This window comes from Streptococcus sp. HN38, assembly GCF_028335765.1.
GTDB classification, from domain to species: domain Bacteria; phylum Bacillota; class Bacilli; order Lactobacillales; family Streptococcaceae; genus Streptococcus; species Streptococcus suis_P.
The window spans coordinates 2,384,575-2,404,322 of record NZ_CP116604.1; the positions used below are offsets into that span (position 1 = coordinate 2,384,575).

Here is a 19,748-nt window from a genome sequence, read left to right on the forward strand (position 1 = left end):
TGAAAATCAGAAGCAGACTAGGAAACGCAGCCGACGGTAGAACTAGAGTTCACCAAGGCAAGTTGACGACGTATCCTTTTGATTTTCGAAGAGTGTTAGTCAGCTTGCGCCTCACCGCGATAATAAGCTTCCTTATCTTTTGCTTTCGCAAATTGAAGTTGCGGAATAGCCAATAAGAATAAGCAAACAAGAACATAACCAGCAATACCGAGGTACTTAAATGCAAATCCAAATGGCAACCATGGGATTTCGAAGTCGATGTTTCCGTGGTAACCACCGCTCAATTCAAGCAAGCCGACGCAGACTGCACCAAGGGCTACTTGAAGGACACCTGAGAGGAAGGAAAGGATGGCTGCTGCTTTCCAACCACCACGTTTGTCAGCGTACACTGCGATAGCTGCGTTATCGAAGAATACAGGTACGAAACCAGTGATGATGAGGATTGGACTCTTGAAAACAATCAAGAGAACGATTGTAATCAACTGACCGATTAAACCGAAAGCAAAACCTGAAAGAACTGCGTTAGATGAACCAAAGCCGTAAGAAGCTGCAACGTCCACTGCTGGGAATGAACCAGGAAGCAATTTGCTTGAGATACCTTGGAAGGCATTTGTCAATTCTGCTACGAACATACGTACACCCTGCATCAAGATGAAGAGATATACTGAGAAAGTGAAGGCTGTTTGAATAACATACATAAAGAAGGCTTGTTTGGCTGGGTTGTATGGAGCACCTGAAGTGATAACTTCTGGATTTGCCATGATTTCTGGCCCCAAGATGAACAAAATCACACCGAAGAACACAAGCATCAATGTCGCTGAAGCAACAACTGTATCATGGAAGATGTTGAGGAAGCTAGGCAACTTCAAGTTGTCCAAGTTTTCTTCTTTTTTACCAAGTTTTGGTGCAATCTTATCGACAAACCAGATAGCGAATTGTTGTTGGTGACCGATGGCAAATCCACCGCCACCTGTTAATCGTTGGGTTGGCTCAACTGTCATGTTTGAGCTGACTGCCCAGTAAATACCACAGATGATACCAATCGCTGCTGTACCAAATTGATTGCGAAGAGCCGGGATAAGGAAGAGCACCATCAATGAGACTGTTGCCGCTTGTTGTACCATGATGTGTCCAGTGATGAACAGAGTACGTACTTTGGTAACCTTACGTAGTGCCACCAAGAGGATGTTGACACCGAAACCAATCAAGAGAGCTGTTGTAGCTGCCGATACGAAATCAGGAAACTCTTCAGCAATTTTTCCGTTTGCTGCTGCAAGACCGAAGTAAGGGTCAATAACTGCCGCATCGATTTGGAACTTGTGGTTCAAGGCTGCCAAGATTGGACGGAAGGTTGTTACCAAACCACCAGCAGCTACGTTCAAAATCATGTAGCCAACCGTCGCTTTGATAAACCCTGCAAAAACATCATGAGGCTTTTTCTTTAAGAGGGCATAGCCCACCAATACCAAAAGACCTACGAAGAAGGCTGGATTCTGCAGGATATTCTGTGAGAACCAGTTTAATGGGGTTTGAAGGAAATCCATTTTTCATTCTCCTTTTTTGAAATGATTTTTATGGTTTTATTATAAGTTATGTAAGCGGAAACAAAAAGACCAAATAAAGCACAGGCTTGTGTTCACTCTTGGACTATTTACCAAAGTTTTTATTGACTACTTCTAAATCGTAAAATTTAAAAGACGATTTGGTTTCTGCCCACAAAATAAAAAAGAGGTCAAGAACCATAGGGTCCCTAACCTCTTGGGAGGAAAGCATACTATTCTTCTGATTTTTTAGTTCTTCCTTGCGCAGCAACTGTCAAACCAAGTCCAGCAAGTCCGAGACTTAGAAGTGCCAAATCACTTTGATGGTCACCTGTAGCTGGTAGGCTTTCTTTGGTTGATATACTTGTAGTTTGTCCAGACACTTGAGCTGGTGGAGTAGAGAGACTTGGTTTTTCAGCCTCTTTCTTAGCCTCCATACTGCCTTTCACAACAATACGTGTTTCGCTATCAACAACTGTTTCTGATAACAGATTTGTTGCTGCTACCTTACCATCAACCAAAACATCTTGATAAACCAAGACTCGCTTACCTGCCTTACCTTCTTGAAGCACATAAGATTGCCCCTTTGCAAGAGTTTCATCATAGCGAATTTCCTCTACGATAGGAAGAATTTTTTCCTCTGTACGTTCCTTGGTAGTAAAGTCTAGACTTGGTTTTTCTTCAGCAGTAGGCGCTATATCTGGAACTGCCGTAGTGATGTAAGGCAAGCGAATCACCGTTGCAGTCAACGGTGCAAGCACAACTGCATCATCTGTCAATGTCACACCTACCAAATCAGTCAGCGCTGCTATTCCAGCCCGCTTACCATCGACCAGCACTTGACCCTTAAGCAATTCTTTGTAAATATCAGAAAGAACAAAGCTGCGCTCCTTACTGTCGGCATTGACAAAGACAGCATAGCGGTCCCCATTGCTTGCAATGGTTTGATAGGCAATGACCACATCATTTTTGGCAATGCCATTTTGACCTGGAATTGAAATCAAGCTAACCTTCTGTTCAACTTCTTCTTTTGTTCCCAAACGGAAGGCATCTGTAGATTTGCGCAAGGCAATCAATCCTTTTGTAAAGGCCTGAGTACGGGTATTCTCTGGATAGAGCACCTCATCTGTCGCTTTGGTCCAGTCAAACTTGTTGACCGCATCCGATGAATCGTAAGAATCATGAATATAGTATGGATAGTCAAATGGCGTTCCATCTGCATTGGTCAACAAATGCGCCTTGTTTGGCACCTTGTCCTCTGTAACTGGCTCCTTGTAATCAGGATGGCGGAACTGTTTGGTCCGTCCATACTCCTGACCAGAATGGATAAACGGTGTCCCTTGAGCAGTCAAAACTAGCAAGTTACCCAAGCGTTGACGTTGGTGAATTTCAGTATAGTTTTCAGTAACTGACGGATCCTTCTTGATGGACTGAGCGATAATATCAAAGAGGGTCAAGTTATCATGCGCAGCAATATACTGGATCACATCACCTGGATCATCTGCCAAGAAATTGCCTGGCTGTGCCTTGATGTTATTGAAGACAGACTCAACACTCTTAGCACCGCCTGTGATAAAGGCTGGCTGACCTTCGTTTGGATAACCAGATTTAAGTGTATTGCGAATTTCATCTGAGAATACCGCAACCGTATCTGTTGAACTCATCCAGTCTTGGTCCGCTGGCTGAACAGGCTGATTGGCATCGCCTGTAAAGGTTCTCCATCCTTCACCAAGCATAATGATATTTGGATTGAGTTTTTGAGCCTCGGTAAAGGCCAGCTCAATTGCTTCAGCATCATGGTCACCCATCATATCGAAGCGGAAACCATCTACCTTAAACTCATCCACAAGATACTTGATGGAATCAACTAAGACACGGCGGCTCATGTAGTGAGTGGTTCCCAGACGACCACCACCAAAGCTTGATTTAGCCGTACCATCAGCCTCCATGAAGTGATAATAGTTTGGCTCTAAATCTTCAAATAAGAAAGTCTTAGAAGTGTGGTTATAGACCACATCCAAAATCACACCCATGCCTTGTTTGTGGATTTCATTGACCAGGTTTTTGAATTCCTCGATGCGTTTCATTGGATCGGTCGGATCTGTAGAATACATACCTGTAAAGGCAAAGTAGCTCTGTGGATCATAACCCCAGTTGTAGTTACTGTTGCTTGACGCGTACTCGCTCATCCGCTCTGCATTTTTCAATTCATTGACAAAATAGTAGCTCATAACTGGGAGCAACTGAATATGAGTCACACCCAGTTCTTTTAGGTAGCTGAGACGTTCTGCAAAGGCCGCAAAGGTACCGAACTGAGCTGTCAATTCATCAGAAATAGCAGGATCGGATGTGAAGTCACGGACATGAGCCTCATAGATAATCGCATCTTCACGCTGATTGAAGTTAGGAATTGTGGCATAGTTCAAATCACTTGGACCAACTTCTGCTGGGTCCACAATCGCAGCTTTTGCAATCCGATAAGATGAATCTGTATCTGCCAAATCACTATTCCACTCCGCTAAAGACTTAGCATATGGATCCAAGACCAGAACAGCTTGATCCCCACGAGTGATTTCATAATGGTAGTAGTAACCACGATAGTCCGCGATACCAAGACCTGATTGACCATTCAATTCAAGGTCCCATTGTCCCTTATCGCCCTTGGTCATGGCCAATTTACCGACCACCTTAGACTGGTCATCCTTATCATAAAGAACAACTGCTACACTGTCTGCGCTTGGAGACCAGAGAGTCATATCAACGACACTACCAGCCTGATGCACACGCGCACCAAGCTCTCCATCGTAAGCATAGAGCTCATCCTTCAATTGCCAGCTCATAGTTGTTGTGAAGCTATCATTGCCATATTTGAGGGTATAGCCCGCATTTTCTTTGTTGAAATCCCCGAGGACTCGCACCTTGTTGCTAGTAAGGTCCAAGACAAGGTCCGTCACAGCAACTGTCTGACCATTTTTATCTGTTACAGACAATTTCTCTAAGATGCTATCCTTATCCGCACCTTCCAGCGTTGTAAAGGCTGCTTCTAAAGCTGTTAAACTAACGTGAGAAACACCTGTCACACGGACATTATTGACAAAATAAGGGTTGGTGTAAATAGTCGCATCATCATCCTTGAGGAAGATTTGTGTCTGATTTTTCAAATCTTTAAAGCTATAATCTTTCTGCTGAATCTTCACATCGTCTCCTGACTTGCTTTCATCCAATAGCAAGAAGCCAATGGAACTTGGTAAATCTGTCAATTTGACATCAATATAGGCACCGTACTTGCCTTGGTTTTCAAAATCAATACCATTTGGCCAATCACCCAAGGTAAGGTCAGTCACATCACCCCAGATCCAGAGACCTTTTTGGTCATAATTGCCATCGGTACGGAAGTAATTGATACGGATGTAGCCTTCTTTGAGCGGTTGATAGAGGCTGAGTTGGTAGTTTTCATCAAACCAAGCTTCATTCATCTTGGTACTAATCCGTTCAATAGTCTTGTCACCTGTGATATTATCACCAGAAGTGTTATTAATCAACAGACTAATCTTGCTAGCTTTTTCATCTTTCATCTTGATGTCCAGATAATAGCCATAGTCATCCTGCTTAGCGGTGCTGAAATTGGTTGCACCTGTTGGCCAAGCACCAAGATCTGACGATGGTTTTTCGACATCATCCCATGTCCATAAACCTAGGCTAGATAAATTATCAGATGGTAGAGTTTTAAAGTGAACACGGAAGTAGCCTGCTTCAATTGGTTCTTCAGTTGCTCCTTGCACACTTGCATTGACGATGTCACCTGCTTCTGTCTGAAGGAGCATGGTGCCACCTTGAGCGATAGTTGGAAGTTCGACTTGAACAACCCATTTACCATCTTTCTCGATAGCTTGATAAGATTTTCCTGTGTAGGCATCTGTGACAACTACATCCTGACCAGATACTTCAAGCGCCATTTCCTTGTTCTCGGTATTGGTTGAGAAGACAAGATAGGCAGCTTGATCTTGGTAACTGCGTTTGCTGATAAGCCAACCTTGGCTATCATTTCCAGCAAGGGTGCTTGTATCACCACGTGAGAGCAATGTTGAATTGGCATTACGGAAGGCCAACAATTTTTGGTAATGGTCCTCTATGTCACTTGTCTCTACCTTACTCCAATCGAAATCGTACCGGTTGTCATAAACTGGCCAGTTGTTTTGTCCAGATTGCCCCACTTCTTCGCCGTAGTAGATGACTGGCTGACCTTTAGCAGTAATCAAGAGACTAGCAGCCAATTTCAGTTTGTCCAGATTTCCTTCTTTTTCTGCGCCACCGAGACTGTAGAGAAAACCATCTTCGTCATGACTGCCCAAGAATTGACCCAGAGAAGCTGCACTAGTCAGAACCTTGCTACGTTCTTCCAGCTCTTTTCCAGCTGCTTTTAGTTGACCATTGACCAGATATTTGGCAATATCCTTGAAGCCAAAGTCCAACAAGCTGTCCATAGTACCGATACCCAAGTCACCCTTGGTATCCTTATAATTCGCTCCCCATGTTTCCCCAATCAAGTGGAAGTCAGGGTCTCTATCCACCAATTCATTTTTGAAATGTTGCCATGTGGTATCGTCAACGTGTTTGACTGTATCGACACGGAAAGCATAGATAGAGTTGCCCTTGGCAGTTGTTGAACGTTCCAACCAAGATGCCTGCCAAGCAACCAACTGATTGCGAACAGCTACTTCTTCTGTCTTGAAGTCTGGTAATCCAGATAATGCGCCTAATTGGTCATCTCCCTGCTTGTCTTCTTCCTTAGTCCGTACCATACCTGCAAAGGTTTCTTCTGTACCATAGCCAGCATGGTTCAGCACCACGTCAACAATAATATTAATGCCTTTTTCGGCTGCGGCATCAATCAATTCATGGAAATCAGCTAAACTTCCCAAATGCGGATTGAGTTTCTCAAAATTGGATGCCCAATAACCATGGTAAGCATAGTACTCTCCATCTTTTACGCTACCAACATTCTGTGGAATATTTTCCACAATCGGAGTCAACCAGATAGAGTCCACACCCAGTTCTTTCAAGTAGTCCAGCTTGGCTGTCACTCCTTTGAAGTCACCGCCCTGGTAAAGACCGCGTGGGTTGGAGGCTGTTCCTTCCACTAGCTTGTCATTGCTGGTGTCTCCATTGTAGAAACGGTCTGTCATCATGAAGTAGATGACTTGCTCGTCCCAGTCTTTTTCACCATCTGCCTTGATACGCTCTGTAATGGTCACATCCAATTTTGTTTCGTAGTAACCATTGTCTTTATCATAGACTTTTACAGGAAGACTATATGTACCTGGCGCTGTGCTAGACGTCGCTTTAATGGTCACACGATTGAGCTCAGTAGAGATTGGCACAAGGCCTCCGCCGATGGCACTTGTATCAACTTCCATTTTGACAATCTCAGCATTTTCAGGGTTGGTGACAGTTACAGATACCAAGCCACTTTCATTGTAGTTGAATGGTGCTTTGCTACTAGCCTCAAGGGTCACATTTTTTGTACCCGGAGTAGCTTTACTTGTATCTAATTCTACTTTCTCTTCGATAAAATATGGATTGGTATAGACTTTGTCGTCGTCATTGCGAAGGAAAATTTGGCTATGCCGTTTACGGTCTGCAAAGGCTAAATCAATAGTTTTATTGCCTGCTAGATCTGGATTACTCTGATTGATTAGTAGAAATCCAAGCTTGGAATCTAAACCATTCGATAGAGGAATGTCAACATAAGCACCGTATTTGCCAAGTTTAAAATCAAGGGCACCTGTTGGCCAGTCGCTACTTGCTTCAGTCGTATCGCCCCAAGTCCAAACGCCCCAACCTTCATAATTGTTGTCTTCACGTGTGTAGTTGATACGGAGGACATTTTCATCTTTGAGCGGCTCATAGCTAGACACGCTATAATCACTAGAGATCCAGGCTTCATTCTGCTCAGGGACCAGTAGCTCCACTTTCTGGTCCGATTCTGTTATTTTTTCCCCATTCTTGAGAACCAGATAGCCAATCGTTCCTGGTGTCTCAGATTTTTTAATATCAACGTAATGGCCGTAGTCATCTACCTGACTGCTTGAAAAATTCGCTGTATCCGTTGGCCATTGATTACCATCGGATGGCTCTGCCACTCCTCCCCAAGTCCACAGTCCTTGGCTCTCTGGCGCTGTTTCATCTACATTTTCAAAGTGCAGACGAATGCTGCCTTCTTCGATAGGGTTTTCTGCTGCAGCTCTTTCTGCCACAGGTGTTACAGTAGTTGCCAGCGGAGCAGCTGAAGCATTATCTACTGTTTCAACAACATCAGTTACTGCTGGTGTCTCAACTGTTTCTGATACCCCTGTAGGACTTGTATTGGTTACAGTTGATACAGTTTCACTTGTCGATGCTCCTCCAGACTGTTCCGAAACACTGGTTATGGTAGTTTCCGCAGGAGTAGCCACTTCCTCAGCATGAACTACTTGACCGACTCCAGACATCAGAAAAACTGTCGCAATGCCGACGGATGCAACGCCGACATTATATTTACGAATGCTAAAAAATTGTTTTTTCTCAAACATTCCTCTTGATTTCATCTCACGAATGGATTTCTTTTTCATAGGCTCCTCCACGTCAATTGATTTTTATAGTATAAGTATATACAATCGCACCTAGTCTTTGCAAACGTTTTCTTAGTTGTTATCGGTAACAAAAATCATCAAAAAAAGAAACTACTATGGCGTAGTCTCTCGTTCAATCAATTCAGCACGGTCGAAGTGAGCCAAGCTGGTCAATGGTTTTCCGTCCAGCATATCCATCAATCGCTTCACACTGATTGCTCCCATTTTTTGAATGGGTTGCTTCATGGTCGTCAACCTCGGATTTGAAATCCTATCGATAAAAAATCCATCAAATCCAATCACGCCAACATCCTGTGGAATCGATTTTCCAATCGCTTGTAGCCCCCTTGTGATTCCCAGTGCTAGGCGGTCCGAAGCACAGACAAAACAAGTCTTATCTGGTAAATCGTCTAGATTTCTGATAAAGTCTTCTGCGGCGCGAGAATGATTGGCCAAGCGATACAGGCGACTTTCTCGGTCTTTCATAGCCTTTTTATAGCCCTCTTCTCGCCTTTCTTCAAATGACTCTGGTAAATCAATGCCCACAAAGAAAACCTGTTCATATCCTTTTGATAGGGCAAATTCTGTCGCTAATCGAGTGGCTTCCTTGTTATCTGAGTCCACAAACGGTAGCCCCTCACTATTTTCTCCAAATAATATGAGAGGTTTACCTAAGCCTTTCAACCATGGAAAATCTGACTTTCTGGCACCTGTGACAATATAGCCATCACACTGATTCGTCACTAACTTCGCATCGGTTACCAATTGCAAGGTATAATTTCGTTGATTCAATTCTGCTGCAATCCCTCGCAATAAATCAATATAATACGGCTCAACGACATCCATTTTTTCAAGGATGACCACCTGCACAATCAGGGTCCGTTGCTGGGCCAAGGCCTTGGCGGCAACATTTGGCTTATAATTTAATTCTTCCATGGCTTTCGTCACCAACAGTCGCAATTCACGTGTCACCTGCTCTGGATGATTGATAACACGCGACACCGTCATCTTTGAAACATTGGCTAGCCTAGCTACATCTGCTAAAGTTGTCATCAGCCCCTCCTACTTTTCTTATTCATATTTTCTCAAATTTTGTGCAAACGTTTTCTCTGCTCTATTATATCCAATTCTAGTAAAAAATGCAAAAGTGTTTTGAAGGTTATAACATCTATTTCTTTAGGTATGAGAAAAACACCAGCATTGCCAGTGTTTTCATTCTATAGTTCTTCTTTCTGAATCCGAGCCAAGAATTGCTTGGTTCGTTCTTCTTTTGGCTGGTCAAAAATAGCTTCTGGGCGACCTTCTTCAATAATCTGGCCCCCATCCATGAAAATCACACGGTCGGCTACAGCACGCGCAAAGCCCATCTCGTGTGTCACAACCACCATGGTCATGCCTTCTTTGGCCAACTGCATCATGACAGCCAAGACCTCACCGATTAACTCAGGATCCAAGGCCGAGGTTGGCTCATCAAAATAGATGACCTCGGGATTTGTCGCAATGGCTCTGGCAATGCCAACTCGTTGCTGCTGACCTCCTGATAGCTGGCTCGGATAAGAATCATATTTGTCCGACAAGCCAACCTTGTCCAAGGCTGCCTTACCAATTCTTTCAGCCTCTTGTTTGGGTACTTTCCGAGCTACAATTAAGCCTTCCGTCACATTTTGCAGGGCAGTCTTATTGGCAAAGAGATTGTAGTTTTGAAAAACGAAGGCTGTTCGCTTGCGGATGCCTGCAATTTCCTTCTTTGTCATCTGAGCCAAATCATAGCTGTCCTCACCGAAGACTAGGTGACCCGCGTCAGCTTTTTCCAAAAAGTTCAAGGAACGAAGAAGGGTTGTTTTTCCAGAGCCAGATGGTCCCAAAATAACAACCACCTCTCCTGGATTGACCTCTACATCAATGCCTTTTAATACCTCTTGACCATTGAAGGCCAGCTTTACTCCATTTGCTTGAATCATCTGAACCTCCTAATAGACCGCCAACTTCTTCTCGCCATAGGCTTGAAGCTTGGTCAAAATAGTTGAAAAGAATAGATAAATGAGAGCAACTTCACAATAGAGGGCAAATGGCTCATAGGTCCTTGCCGCAATCTGCTGAGTCGCCATAAACATCTCCAAGACCGTAATATTGGCCGCTAAAGATGTGTCCTTAACCAATCCAATCAAGGTATTCGATAAGGGCGGAAAGGCCACTCGAAAGGCCTGTGGGAGAATAATCCGACGCATGGTCTGGGCAAAACTCATCCCGACAGAATAGCCAGCCTCCAACTGCCCCTTAGGCACGGACTCAATAGAAGCCCGTATGGTTTCCGCGGCGTAGGCACCTGTATTGACAGAAAAAACCAAAACCGCAGATGGAAAGGCATCCAAGACAATTCCTAGACTTGGTAGCCCAAAGAATATCACATAGAGTTGAACCAAGAGTGGCGTCCCTCGAACAACCCAAATATAGAAACGAGCCACTTGTTTGAGAATGGGAATCTGAGCAATTTGCACCAAGGCCGTCCCAATAGCAATGATTAGACCAAAGACAAAAGACAAGATGGTCAGTGGAATCGTCACCAATAATCCTGGGACAAGGATTTGCGTAAATGAATCAATTAATAATTGCCAAACTCTATCTGTCATCGTTTCTCCTACTTATTCTTTATTTGGCTTTAGATACATCCTCACCAAAGTATTTGTTTGAGATTTCAGCCAATTTTCCTTCACTAGCCAATTCTGCCAAGGCTGCATCAATCTCTTTCACAAGATCGTCATTTCCTTTTGCAACTGGGAAGGCTGTTGTTGACACGTCATCCGTCAAGGTCACAACCTTAATCGGTGCATCAGCATGTTGTTTCACATAGTCTAAGTACACCAAGTTGTCATTGATGGTAGCATCCACACGACCTGTGTTCAACAATTCAACTGCTTGAGAGAATCCATCCACACCGACAACTTCTGCACCATTTTCACGTGCCAAATCTGCCCAGTTACTTGTCAAGCTGTTGGCTGACTTTTTGCCTGACAAATCTGCAAAACTTGTAATGTCAGTATTATCCTTCTGTGTTACCAAAGCTCCATAGATGTATGTATATGGTGTTGAAAAGTCGTACTTTTCCTTGCGTTCATCCGTAATACCAACCTGGTTAGCGATAGTATCAAAACGGGCTGCATCCAAGCCTGCAATCATGGAATCCCATTCTGTTTCAACAAATTCCACCTTAACACCCAATTTCTCAGCAACGGCTTCGGCTACTTCTACATCATAACCGACCAACTTTCCACTCTCGTCATGATAAGAGTAAGGAGCATAGGCACCTTCAGTACCGATTTGAATAAGGCCTTCTTCCTTAATTTGTGCCAAGAGGGTTTGGTCTGTGCTGCTTGATGAGCTCGTTGATGTTGACGAACTGCAAGCTGCTAAGGTTAAAGCTGCTAGGGCTGTTGTTGCAAATAAAGCTAATTTTTTCATTATAAATACACTCTTTCTTTTTCAGATTTTACAATCATATCACGAAATGAATCGTATAACCAATATAAATTTTCTATCAAGGCTATTAAATTTTTTAATCAAGTCTTAGTAATAAGAAAAAGGCCTAGAAGACCTTTCTTAAATGATTATACACCAGCTGGTGGGTAAATGTAGCTAACCGTTCCTTCACTGGTCGTTGTCGGATCAAAGAATCCACGTACATTACTTGGGTAATAAGTTCCTCCATAGTTTGATTCCATTACTTGAATGGTTCCATCAGCTGCTACATCTGTAACATAGGCAACGTGACCATAGCCATCGTCTGTCCACACAGCAATGGCACCAACTTTTGGAGTCGTTCCGACTTCATATCCTAGCGCTGCAGCACTTGCTGCCCAGTCACCACCATTTCCCCAATAATTCCCGACCCAAGGAGCCATTTCTTTGGCACCCCAAGTACACTGACCAGCTGGATAGGTATTAGCCGTATATTCCACAGCAACCTCAGATACCATATTTATGGTCAAGGCTGCCTGGGCTGCTGCTTTGGCTGCTATTTTTACAGCTTCAACCTTTTTCGTTAATGCTGATACCGTCGGACTATCGCTTATAACTGTGTCATCTGCACTAACATTTACCGATCCCGACCATAAAAGATTTCCTATAAGAACTGTAAATAGTCCTGATTTAAATTGTTTTTTAATCATTTGATAATTCATAATATTTGATTCCTTTGTGTTTTTTCTGCCTTATCTATCCTAAGGGATAATCCTTGCAGAGAGCTTAAAGAAATGTAACAAGTATGACAACCAGTTTTCAAATAATTAACATTTAGCTTTCAGCATGCTATAATGTAAAAAAGTCAGGAAGAAGAAACTATTAAAATGGAAATCTATAAAATGAATTGTCGAGATATAGAGGTTTACTCTACACTTGAAATGATTTTTTCAGAGGACAAGATGCCCTTAGACCAAAATTGTGATGTATTAGAAATTTATAAATTGTTTGATACTAATTATTTGCGAATGTTTTATGATGATGGTTCTTGTCTAGCTATTTATAATCCTGCTTTCGAATTTATTTACATAGATAGTAAGTATGGACGTTTAGATATTTATGTTTCTGAACAATATTTGGAAAAGGATTGTATCAAAAATGGCTTTGAAATGATTTCTATCCATCTTAAAAACAGCAGGTTATTATATAAAACAAAAGACATTTTTAAATTTGATACAATGATATCTTTTAAAGAATGGATTAAGTAATTTATATATAGAATTTGTAAATAATTTGCAAGAGAAATGAATCAGTTTTTTTATAGAAAAAATAAATTTTAATTTTTAATGAGAAGGAGAGAAATGAAAAATATTGTGTTAATTCACGGAACTTGGTGTGATGGCTCCGTCTGGGGAGATTTTGCCCATAAATTAGAAAACATGGGCTTGCGGGTCCACACACCTAGCCTACGCTACCACGACCTACCTTATGATGAAGTTATGGAAAAGGTCGGTGCCGTCAGCCTGACAGACTATGCTGATGATTTGGTCGCCCTAATTGAGAGCCTAGAAGAACCACCGCTACTCTTAGGACATTCTCTAGGCTGCCTACTAGCCCAAATGGTCGCAGAACGCACGCAGGTAGCTGGTATGATTCTCATGGGACCTGCTCCAACAGCTGATATAGTCTTTTAGTTTACTTTTAGTACTAGGCAACGAGCTGCAGGCTGTACTGGAGTACGGCAAAGCGAGTTAACGAAGTAATAAAAGAAAAACTAAATGACGATATCTTCGCTTTCTATCCAACCATGATTCGTTGCTTTATCCGCCACTTCTTGCGCTGGGGATTTTGGAAAAAGCCCATGCCACCGTACAAGGACGAGTTCTTCCGCTACTGCCTCAACGTTCAAGACCCTGCCCTCAAAGAAGAGATTTTCAAGACCCTAGTGCCCGAGTCTGGCAAGGTCTATTCTCAGATGGCCTTTCCTTTCTTTGACAAAAGCAGAGCTGGACACGTCGATTTCAGTAAGATTACAGAACCTGTCCTCGTTATCACAGGAAGCGAAGATAAGATGACCGTTTCCGCCATTGCCCGAAAAACAGCTAAAAACTACAAGGACTCTGTCCTCGTTTCCTTAACAGGAGCAGACCATATGTACGAATCTGGCAAATTCCAAGACAAAACCCTATCTGTTATCTACGCTTGGTTAAATGAGAAAGCGTATCTATAGACAGACGAAAACGACCTCCAATACGGAAGTCGTTTTTTCCTACTTGTTCTTATTTTCTCCTACTTCTAAGTACACTGAGTAAGATGAGCACCAAACCAGAAATAATATTGAGATACTTATTGCCATACAGCGGACTAATCGCAATCAGAAAAAAACCTAGTGCTAGTAAGAAGGGGGATTTATTTTTGGAAAACATTAGTCCTCACCAGCCTTCACCTTGTTGGCCGCAATGACAAATGGAGTCCAAATCAAGAAGGCAACAAAGAGGTTGAAGAGTGAAACCAGAGCCGCCATAATGTTACCACCTGTTGCCAGATAAGCATAGAGACCTGGCGGGGTAATCCAAGGTACAGCTAGAAAGACAGGAGGAATGAGTCCAGCAGCAGTCGCTAAATAAGCAATAGCAGCACAAACTGGAGGCACAATCAACCATGGAATGACAAAGAGTGGATTCAATACCATCGGAATACCAAAGGTAATCGGTTCATTGATATTAAAGACTCCCATCGGAGCTGATAGCTTAGCGACCATCTTGTATTCTTCCCGTTTAGAGAAGATGAAAATTGCAATAATCAACGCGAGGGTGACACCTGAACCACCCATCTGAGCGTAGGCATCAAAGGAACCGCGTGTCCAAAGCCAAGGCAAATCTGCAACACTTCTTGTTGCTTCATAGGCAGCAGTATTCTCATTCAGGGCGATGAGGTAAATTCCGTCCATAATCGGTGCCAGGACATTGTGTCCATGCAAACCAAAAAACCAGAAAAGTTGAACGAGGAAGGTCAGGAGTACGACTGAACCAAGCCCTTGTGATAAACCAAGTAAAGGCATCTGAATATAGGTCGATACCACATCACTCAGGGACTGACCAGATACAGAAAATACTAGGTAAGCCACGATAGAAGAAACATAAATCGCTGCCGTTCCTGGGATAATCGCTGCAAAAGCCTTGTTAACTGCAGGTGGAACAGAGTCTGGTAGCTTGATGATGATATTGCGTTTCACCAAACTTGCATAAACAAAGGTTGCCAAGAAACCAATAAACATGGCTGTGAAGAGACCAGTTGCACCTCCATATTTCAAGGCGATTGCTCCCCACTCACTGGTTTCCAATACAGAAACACCATCAGTGGTAACAATGGTCAAACCAAGTTCTTCCAAGGCAGTGATAACCGGTTTATCCACTCCTTCTAAAGCAGTTGAGATGGTGAGACTTTGAGGAATGGTTGAAATGAAGGAGGCGAAGGAAATCAAACCACCCGCCAAAGGATTGACCTTATACATGAGCGACAAATTGTAACCAAAGGTAAAAGCAAAAACGAGTGCCATGATTCCAATGGTTCCAAAATAAACATAACCATTGATGTTAATAATTGGCTGCATGGCCTCTGCAAAACCTGTCCAGCCCATATTGTTTGGAATATCCCTCAGAAAGACATTCAAAAGAACGGCCACCGTACCCGCCATGGTAATCGGCATCATGGAAATAAAGGAATCACGAATCGCAATCAAGTGACGTTGCGAACCAATCTTACCAGATATTTCCATAAACTTTTCAGAAATATTTGACATAATCTGTCTCCTTTTCTATTTTTTTATTGTATATGATCGAAATATTAAGCTGAAGCCCCGTCTACAGAATGGCGAATAAGGGCTTCTAATTGAGTCTCTGTCTGGCGTTTTATACTTTTTGAAAAAAGTTTTTCCATGAGAAAATAGTTACCTTTTACAAAAATATCCCCAGCTTCCATCTCATAAGAATACTCTATCTTGGTTTGAGCGTTCCCTAAATCCTCTAACTGGTAGCGAACATGTTCTTTGCCTCGATTAGAATGAAAACAAACTGCATAACAATTGGGAGCCGAAAACTCTTCAATGGTCACTTTGACACTATGCTGACCTTTATCACCAAAAACCTTTGTATAAGTAAGCCCTTGGATGATATCTTGATCTTGCAAAGTGGAACCCGTATTTTGCTGAAAATCATCTTTTAAGGATTGGCGAATCGTAGCAAAAAGTCGCTCAATGGGAACTTGACCTATTTTTGATATCTTCATAACCCAGTCCTCCTATTATCCAATCTGTTTATAAAGATCTACGAATTCTTTCGCTAAATCAATAAATGTCAAAGCATTCATCAAGTGATCTTGTCCATGTACCATTAACAAAGATAATTCTACAGACTCTCCACCTGCTTCTTTTGCTAGTAATTGTGTTTGTGATTTATGGGCAATATTCAATGAAGCAGTTGCATCTTGGAGCAGCTGTTCCGCTTCGTCAATACGACCTTCTTTGGCTGCTCGAATCGCCTGACTAGCAAATCCCTTCGCTTCACCGCCGTACATGATCAGCCCCATGATGGCTTCAAGATACTCTGGAGAACTCATACTAGGCCTCCATTAATTTTAAAGCTGCTTCTAGAACTTTAGCCCCATTCATTACTCCGTAATCCATCATATTGATAGCATCTACCTTGATAGCTGGCTCAAATTTTACCTTATAGTCGTTCAATAAGAATTTTACTTGGGGACCTAAGAGCAATACATCAATCTCTTTTTGAGCAACTTCATTATCGGCTTCAGATACTGGAACAGCCCAAATAGTTGCTTCAACCCCTGTTTCTTCTGCTGCTTTTTGCATCTTGGTTACAAGCATACTTGTAGACATACCTGCGTTACAAACTAACATAATGTGTTTCATAAAAAACTCCTCCTACCCCTTTCTTTGAATGAGGGCAATAAAAATATTCATTAATTCACTATAATTGGGATGTTCCAACAAACGTTCTTGGAGAACTCTATCTTGCACAAAATCAACCAGACAAGGTGAAATATGCCTTAGATAGGTATTTCGCCCCTTTGACGGTGACAATAAGAAGATGAAGTGAACTCGCTTCCCATGTCCCCAATCCACAGCATTCTTATATATCCCCACAACAATTTGCTCTGAATAGCTCATCGGCAAGGCTGGATGAGGGAAGGCTAACCGATCCCCAAAGACAACTGGGCTGTAAGATTCCCGCAAATTCACTTGTTCTATAAAGCGATCAACAAAATCAGACTCAATGGACTCGTTCAATAATGCTACTAATTGCTTCAAGGCCACTTCTCGATCACAATCCTCCTCAAGATAGATTATTCTATGTGGAGCAAAAACTGCTTCCGCTATTTGCTTAGCCTGACCTACTTCCATTAGCACATGTTCCCCTTGGTCAGGGATGACAGGTATTGTTTGCTGTAAATGAGAACGAATAGCCTCAATGTCCTTCGCTGACAAGAAGACGCTGACATTGATGACTGGTGTCATAAACATTAGATTCGACAAGCTAATGGATGAAATAATCAAATCAACATCCTTCAGTCGTTCCTCTGTCACTTCATAGTAGCTGACCGTATCAAGAATTTCTAAGCTGGATGAAAATTCTTTCTCCAAGCGATTCTTTAACATCAATGCGCTTCCAATTCCGGTAGCACAGACTACCAATACTCTGGTCTTCTTAAATCCTTGATAACGTTCAATTGCCGCCATCACATGTAAAGTAAGATACGCCCACTCATCATCCGAAATCGAATAGCCCATTAATTCTGGTATCGCTGAAAATGCCATTTTTGTTAATTCAAAAGCCTCAAAATATTGGTCTTTAATATCAGCAGTTAGGGGATTTCCCAGTTGAATATTATTCTCCAAACGAATACGTAATGGTATCAAATGGGCCAAAACTCCTTTGAATAGTTGCTGATCCTTTGACAACTCTAGACCTGTTAAATGTGACAAATGTAGGAGACTGTTCTCCACATTTTGTCTAAATCTCTCTTCCACCTCACCATCTTGATTCGGATTCCCCGTTAGTTTTACCTTAAGGTGCAAAGCAATATAATTGGCTTCCTCTGACGGTATCGTCACTTGAAACGTTTCTTCGATTCGTTCAATAATCCGCTGTGCTACAAGATACTCTTGAGACGACTGAATACGCTCCGATATCGGGAATCGGTCTAGACCAGACCCGATTTTCATCCGTTGTAAAAGAAGAGCAATATGGAGCACTAGATTCTGCATGACAAAATCCGATAAACGTAATCTTGCATCCCGACACTCGTCTAAAACGATTAACATTAAGTCTGTGAACCGTATATCTGGCAATAGATTGGTTTCGACAACTCCATAAACAGATTGAACACTTCCCTCATCAAAAAAGTAATCCATAATAAAGTGACGGATAGCAGGTTCATCCCCTCTTAGTTCAATTCCTTTACGTGTCACTAGGAGTTCTAGTTGATAGGACGAGAACAGTTTCCGAATATCCGCTAAAATGGAATGTAGCGTAGTCTTTCCGATGAATAGCTCTCTTTGTAAGCAATCTGGTGACTGAATCGGATCCTCAAACAAGAGCTTATTAAGAATATACCGTTGCCGATCACCCGCTTCTTCTAGTTGAGTTAAATCTGTTAATTGCTTCTTTAGGTGCAATTGCTCCTGCCAAAACATTTCAAACTCAACTGGCCGTTCAATCTGTAAACAATAACCACTACCCTGTTTTGAAAGGATATGAGCACCGCTATTTTCTAAAGAAGACGTCAGTTGATGAATATACGTTCTTACCGTTCGATCACTCACTGATAACACCTTAGCTAGCTCTATGCTTGGTACGAATGTCTCCTGTTTTGCAAGTAAAACCTCTAACAAGCGTACTTCTTTTTTAGATAACATGCTCCCTCCTTTCCTCCAACAGTCTTTGATTTCTTATATATACATTATAACATGGGAGCGTTTTCTAGAGGTCCCTACTTTTTCCGCATCATTAATGAAAGTGCTCGGAAGCTATGACCAGCTTAAACGCTTGCCAGGGTTTAATAAAGCCTAACAAAGGAAGATAGTCTGGGCTGATTCGTCCAACCTTATTTACCTTTGGACTGATGGTAAATTCTTTGAGTGCAATTTGCAATTCACCCTTGTAGCGACCATATAAATCATTATCAATTAAGATATCCCCTCGTCCCACAGGAATTTCTTGGTCTGACCGAGCCGGTACAGATGCGTCCTTATACACCACACGAGGCATGGTTGAACGCAGAACATAAGCAGAAATATCACCTCTATAAACATGATCAAACGCTACAATCTCTCTTTCAACGGGAGTCAACCCCTCCTCGATATCAACCATGAGGCTGATTGTATCTTCATTTAAAACTGTTTGAATGGATTGTAGTTCCTCCTCCGAGATAAATTGGTTTGAAATCAAAATAGAATCAATAACACCCGTTGCCTTCATCCAAGCAATTTGCAAGGGAAGGGGCCAGAACCGATGATCTTCTAAAGTTGGTAGGCCTTCAGATAATGGCCACGGTCCTTCAGAAGCTGTTTGTGCACTGACAAATGCCGCAGTTCTTATGCCAGATTGATGATAATAAGATGACATCTCTAAGAAGTGCTCTTCGGATAAACCTGTAAAAGCATGAGGATAAAAATTATGGCAGGCAATAATATTATCCCTGTTTGCAACACTAGCCAAAAGATTGGACAACAAGGTCTTATCTGTACTCAAATTCAATTCAACTTTTATGTTGTGTGGATTATGCGTCATCTCAATGATTTCTTCCAAAGGAAGAGCTTCATCAAGACGAATCCCTGCCAACCCCAGTTCAGCTGCACGCTCCATCAATGCCCCATCCCAACCTTGGGCTGCGATAAAATGAGGACTGATATCTGCAATGACGGTTATCTCTAATTGGTTAGCATACTCAATGAGTTTTCGATACAATTCGAAAACTGTTCGGTCTCCATTTTCAAGTTGCAATAAACTCATAAATAGGCGCCTTGCTCCATATCGGTGCAGGAGTTTAATGTAAGCTTGACTCTCTTCTAGTGAATAATTTTCAGGATAAATTGAAAAGCCCAGTTCCACCATCATTC

General features: G+C 42.2%; 16 protein-coding genes. 3 read left to right on the forward strand and 13 right to left on the reverse strand.

The features are described from left to right. Positions 1-95: 95 nt before the first annotated feature. The 7 genes from PHA78_RS11725 to PHA78_RS11755 all read right to left on the reverse strand — a co-directional run bounded on the left by PHA78_RS11725 (position 96) and on the right by PHA78_RS11755 (position 12,330). Positions 96-1,544 (reverse strand): PTS ascorbate transporter subunit IIC, encoded by a 1,449-nt coding sequence (locus PHA78_RS11725; RefSeq protein WP_024377628.1) that lies wholly within the window; start codon positions 1,542-1,544, stop codon positions 96-98. 230 nt (positions 1,545-1,774) lie between these two features. Beyond that, on the reverse strand, positions 1,775-8,152 hold the full coding sequence (locus PHA78_RS11730) for a pullulanase (RefSeq protein ID WP_272158224.1): 6,378 nt from the start codon (positions 8,150-8,152) through the stop codon (positions 1,775-1,777). Positions 8,153-8,266: 114 nt separating this feature from the next. Beyond that, positions 8,267-9,205 (reverse strand): LacI family DNA-binding transcriptional regulator, encoded by a 939-nt coding sequence (locus tag PHA78_RS11735; RefSeq protein ID WP_024376148.1) that lies wholly within the window; start codon positions 9,203-9,205, stop codon positions 8,267-8,269. Between the two features lie 164 nt (positions 9,206-9,369). Then, positions 9,370-10,113, reverse strand: a complete 744-nt coding sequence (locus tag PHA78_RS11740) for an amino acid ABC transporter ATP-binding protein (RefSeq protein WP_024376149.1) — start codon at positions 10,111-10,113, stop codon at positions 9,370-9,372. A gap of 9 nt (positions 10,114-10,122) precedes the next feature. Then, positions 10,123-10,782: an amino acid ABC transporter permease gene (locus PHA78_RS11745; RefSeq protein ID WP_024376150.1), complete on the reverse strand. Its 660-nt coding sequence runs from the start codon at positions 10,780-10,782 to the stop codon at positions 10,123-10,125. Between the two features lie 19 nt (positions 10,783-10,801). Further along, positions 10,802-11,611: an amino acid ABC transporter substrate-binding protein gene (locus tag PHA78_RS11750; protein WP_024376151.1), complete on the reverse strand. Its 810-nt coding sequence runs from the start codon at positions 11,609-11,611 to the stop codon at positions 10,802-10,804. 146 nt (positions 11,612-11,757) lie between these two features. Then, positions 11,758-12,330 carry a CHAP domain-containing protein gene (locus PHA78_RS11755; RefSeq protein ID WP_024376152.1) on the reverse strand — a complete coding sequence of 191 codons (573 nt, stop codon included), beginning with the start codon at positions 12,328-12,330 and terminating at the stop codon, positions 11,758-11,760. Positions 12,331-12,495: 165 nt separating this feature from the next. On the opposite strand from PHA78_RS11755, the gene PHA78_RS11760 reads away from it, so the two are divergent. From PHA78_RS11760 to PHA78_RS11770, 3 genes are all read left to right on the forward strand, one after another. Then, positions 12,496-12,876: a hypothetical protein gene (locus PHA78_RS11760; protein WP_024376153.1), complete on the forward strand. Its 381-nt coding sequence runs from the start codon at positions 12,496-12,498 to the stop codon at positions 12,874-12,876. Between the two features lie 93 nt (positions 12,877-12,969). After that, positions 12,970-13,302, forward strand: coding sequence for an alpha/beta hydrolase (locus PHA78_RS11765; RefSeq protein ID WP_198400827.1), 333 nt, complete (start codon positions 12,970-12,972; stop codon positions 13,300-13,302). A gap of 113 nt (positions 13,303-13,415) precedes the next feature. Further along, positions 13,416-13,838: an alpha/beta fold hydrolase gene (locus PHA78_RS11770; RefSeq protein WP_228377536.1), complete on the forward strand. Its 423-nt coding sequence runs from the start codon at positions 13,416-13,418 to the stop codon at positions 13,836-13,838. 195 nt (positions 13,839-14,033) lie between these two features. On the opposite strand, the gene PHA78_RS11775 is transcribed toward PHA78_RS11770, so the two are convergent. The 6 genes from PHA78_RS11775 to PHA78_RS11800 all read right to left on the reverse strand — a co-directional run bounded on the left by PHA78_RS11775 (position 14,034) and on the right by PHA78_RS11800 (position 19,743). Then, positions 14,034-15,410, reverse strand: a complete 1,377-nt coding sequence (locus tag PHA78_RS11775; protein WP_024376154.1) for a PTS sugar transporter subunit IIC — start codon at positions 15,408-15,410, stop codon at positions 14,034-14,036. Positions 15,411-15,454: 44 nt separating this feature from the next. Beyond that, positions 15,455-15,895, reverse strand: coding sequence for a DUF3284 domain-containing protein (locus tag PHA78_RS11780; RefSeq protein WP_024376155.1), 441 nt, complete (start codon positions 15,893-15,895; stop codon positions 15,455-15,457). 15 nt (positions 15,896-15,910) lie between these two features. Further along, positions 15,911-16,225 (reverse strand): PTS lactose/cellobiose transporter subunit IIA, encoded by a 315-nt coding sequence (locus PHA78_RS11785; RefSeq protein ID WP_024376156.1) that lies wholly within the window; start codon positions 16,223-16,225, stop codon positions 15,911-15,913. A gap of 1 nt (position 16,226) precedes the next feature. Next, positions 16,227-16,538 (reverse strand): PTS sugar transporter subunit IIB, encoded by a 312-nt coding sequence (locus PHA78_RS11790; protein WP_024376157.1) that lies wholly within the window; start codon positions 16,536-16,538, stop codon positions 16,227-16,229. Positions 16,539-16,550: 12 nt separating this feature from the next. Then, positions 16,551-18,545, reverse strand: a complete 1,995-nt coding sequence (locus PHA78_RS11795; protein WP_099806890.1) for a BglG family transcription antiterminator — start codon at positions 18,543-18,545, stop codon at positions 16,551-16,553. A gap of 91 nt (positions 18,546-18,636) precedes the next feature. Continuing rightward, positions 18,637-19,743, reverse strand: a complete 1,107-nt coding sequence (locus tag PHA78_RS11800; RefSeq protein ID WP_024376159.1) for a DUF871 domain-containing protein — start codon at positions 19,741-19,743, stop codon at positions 18,637-18,639. Between the last annotated feature and the right edge of the window lie 5 nt (positions 19,744-19,748).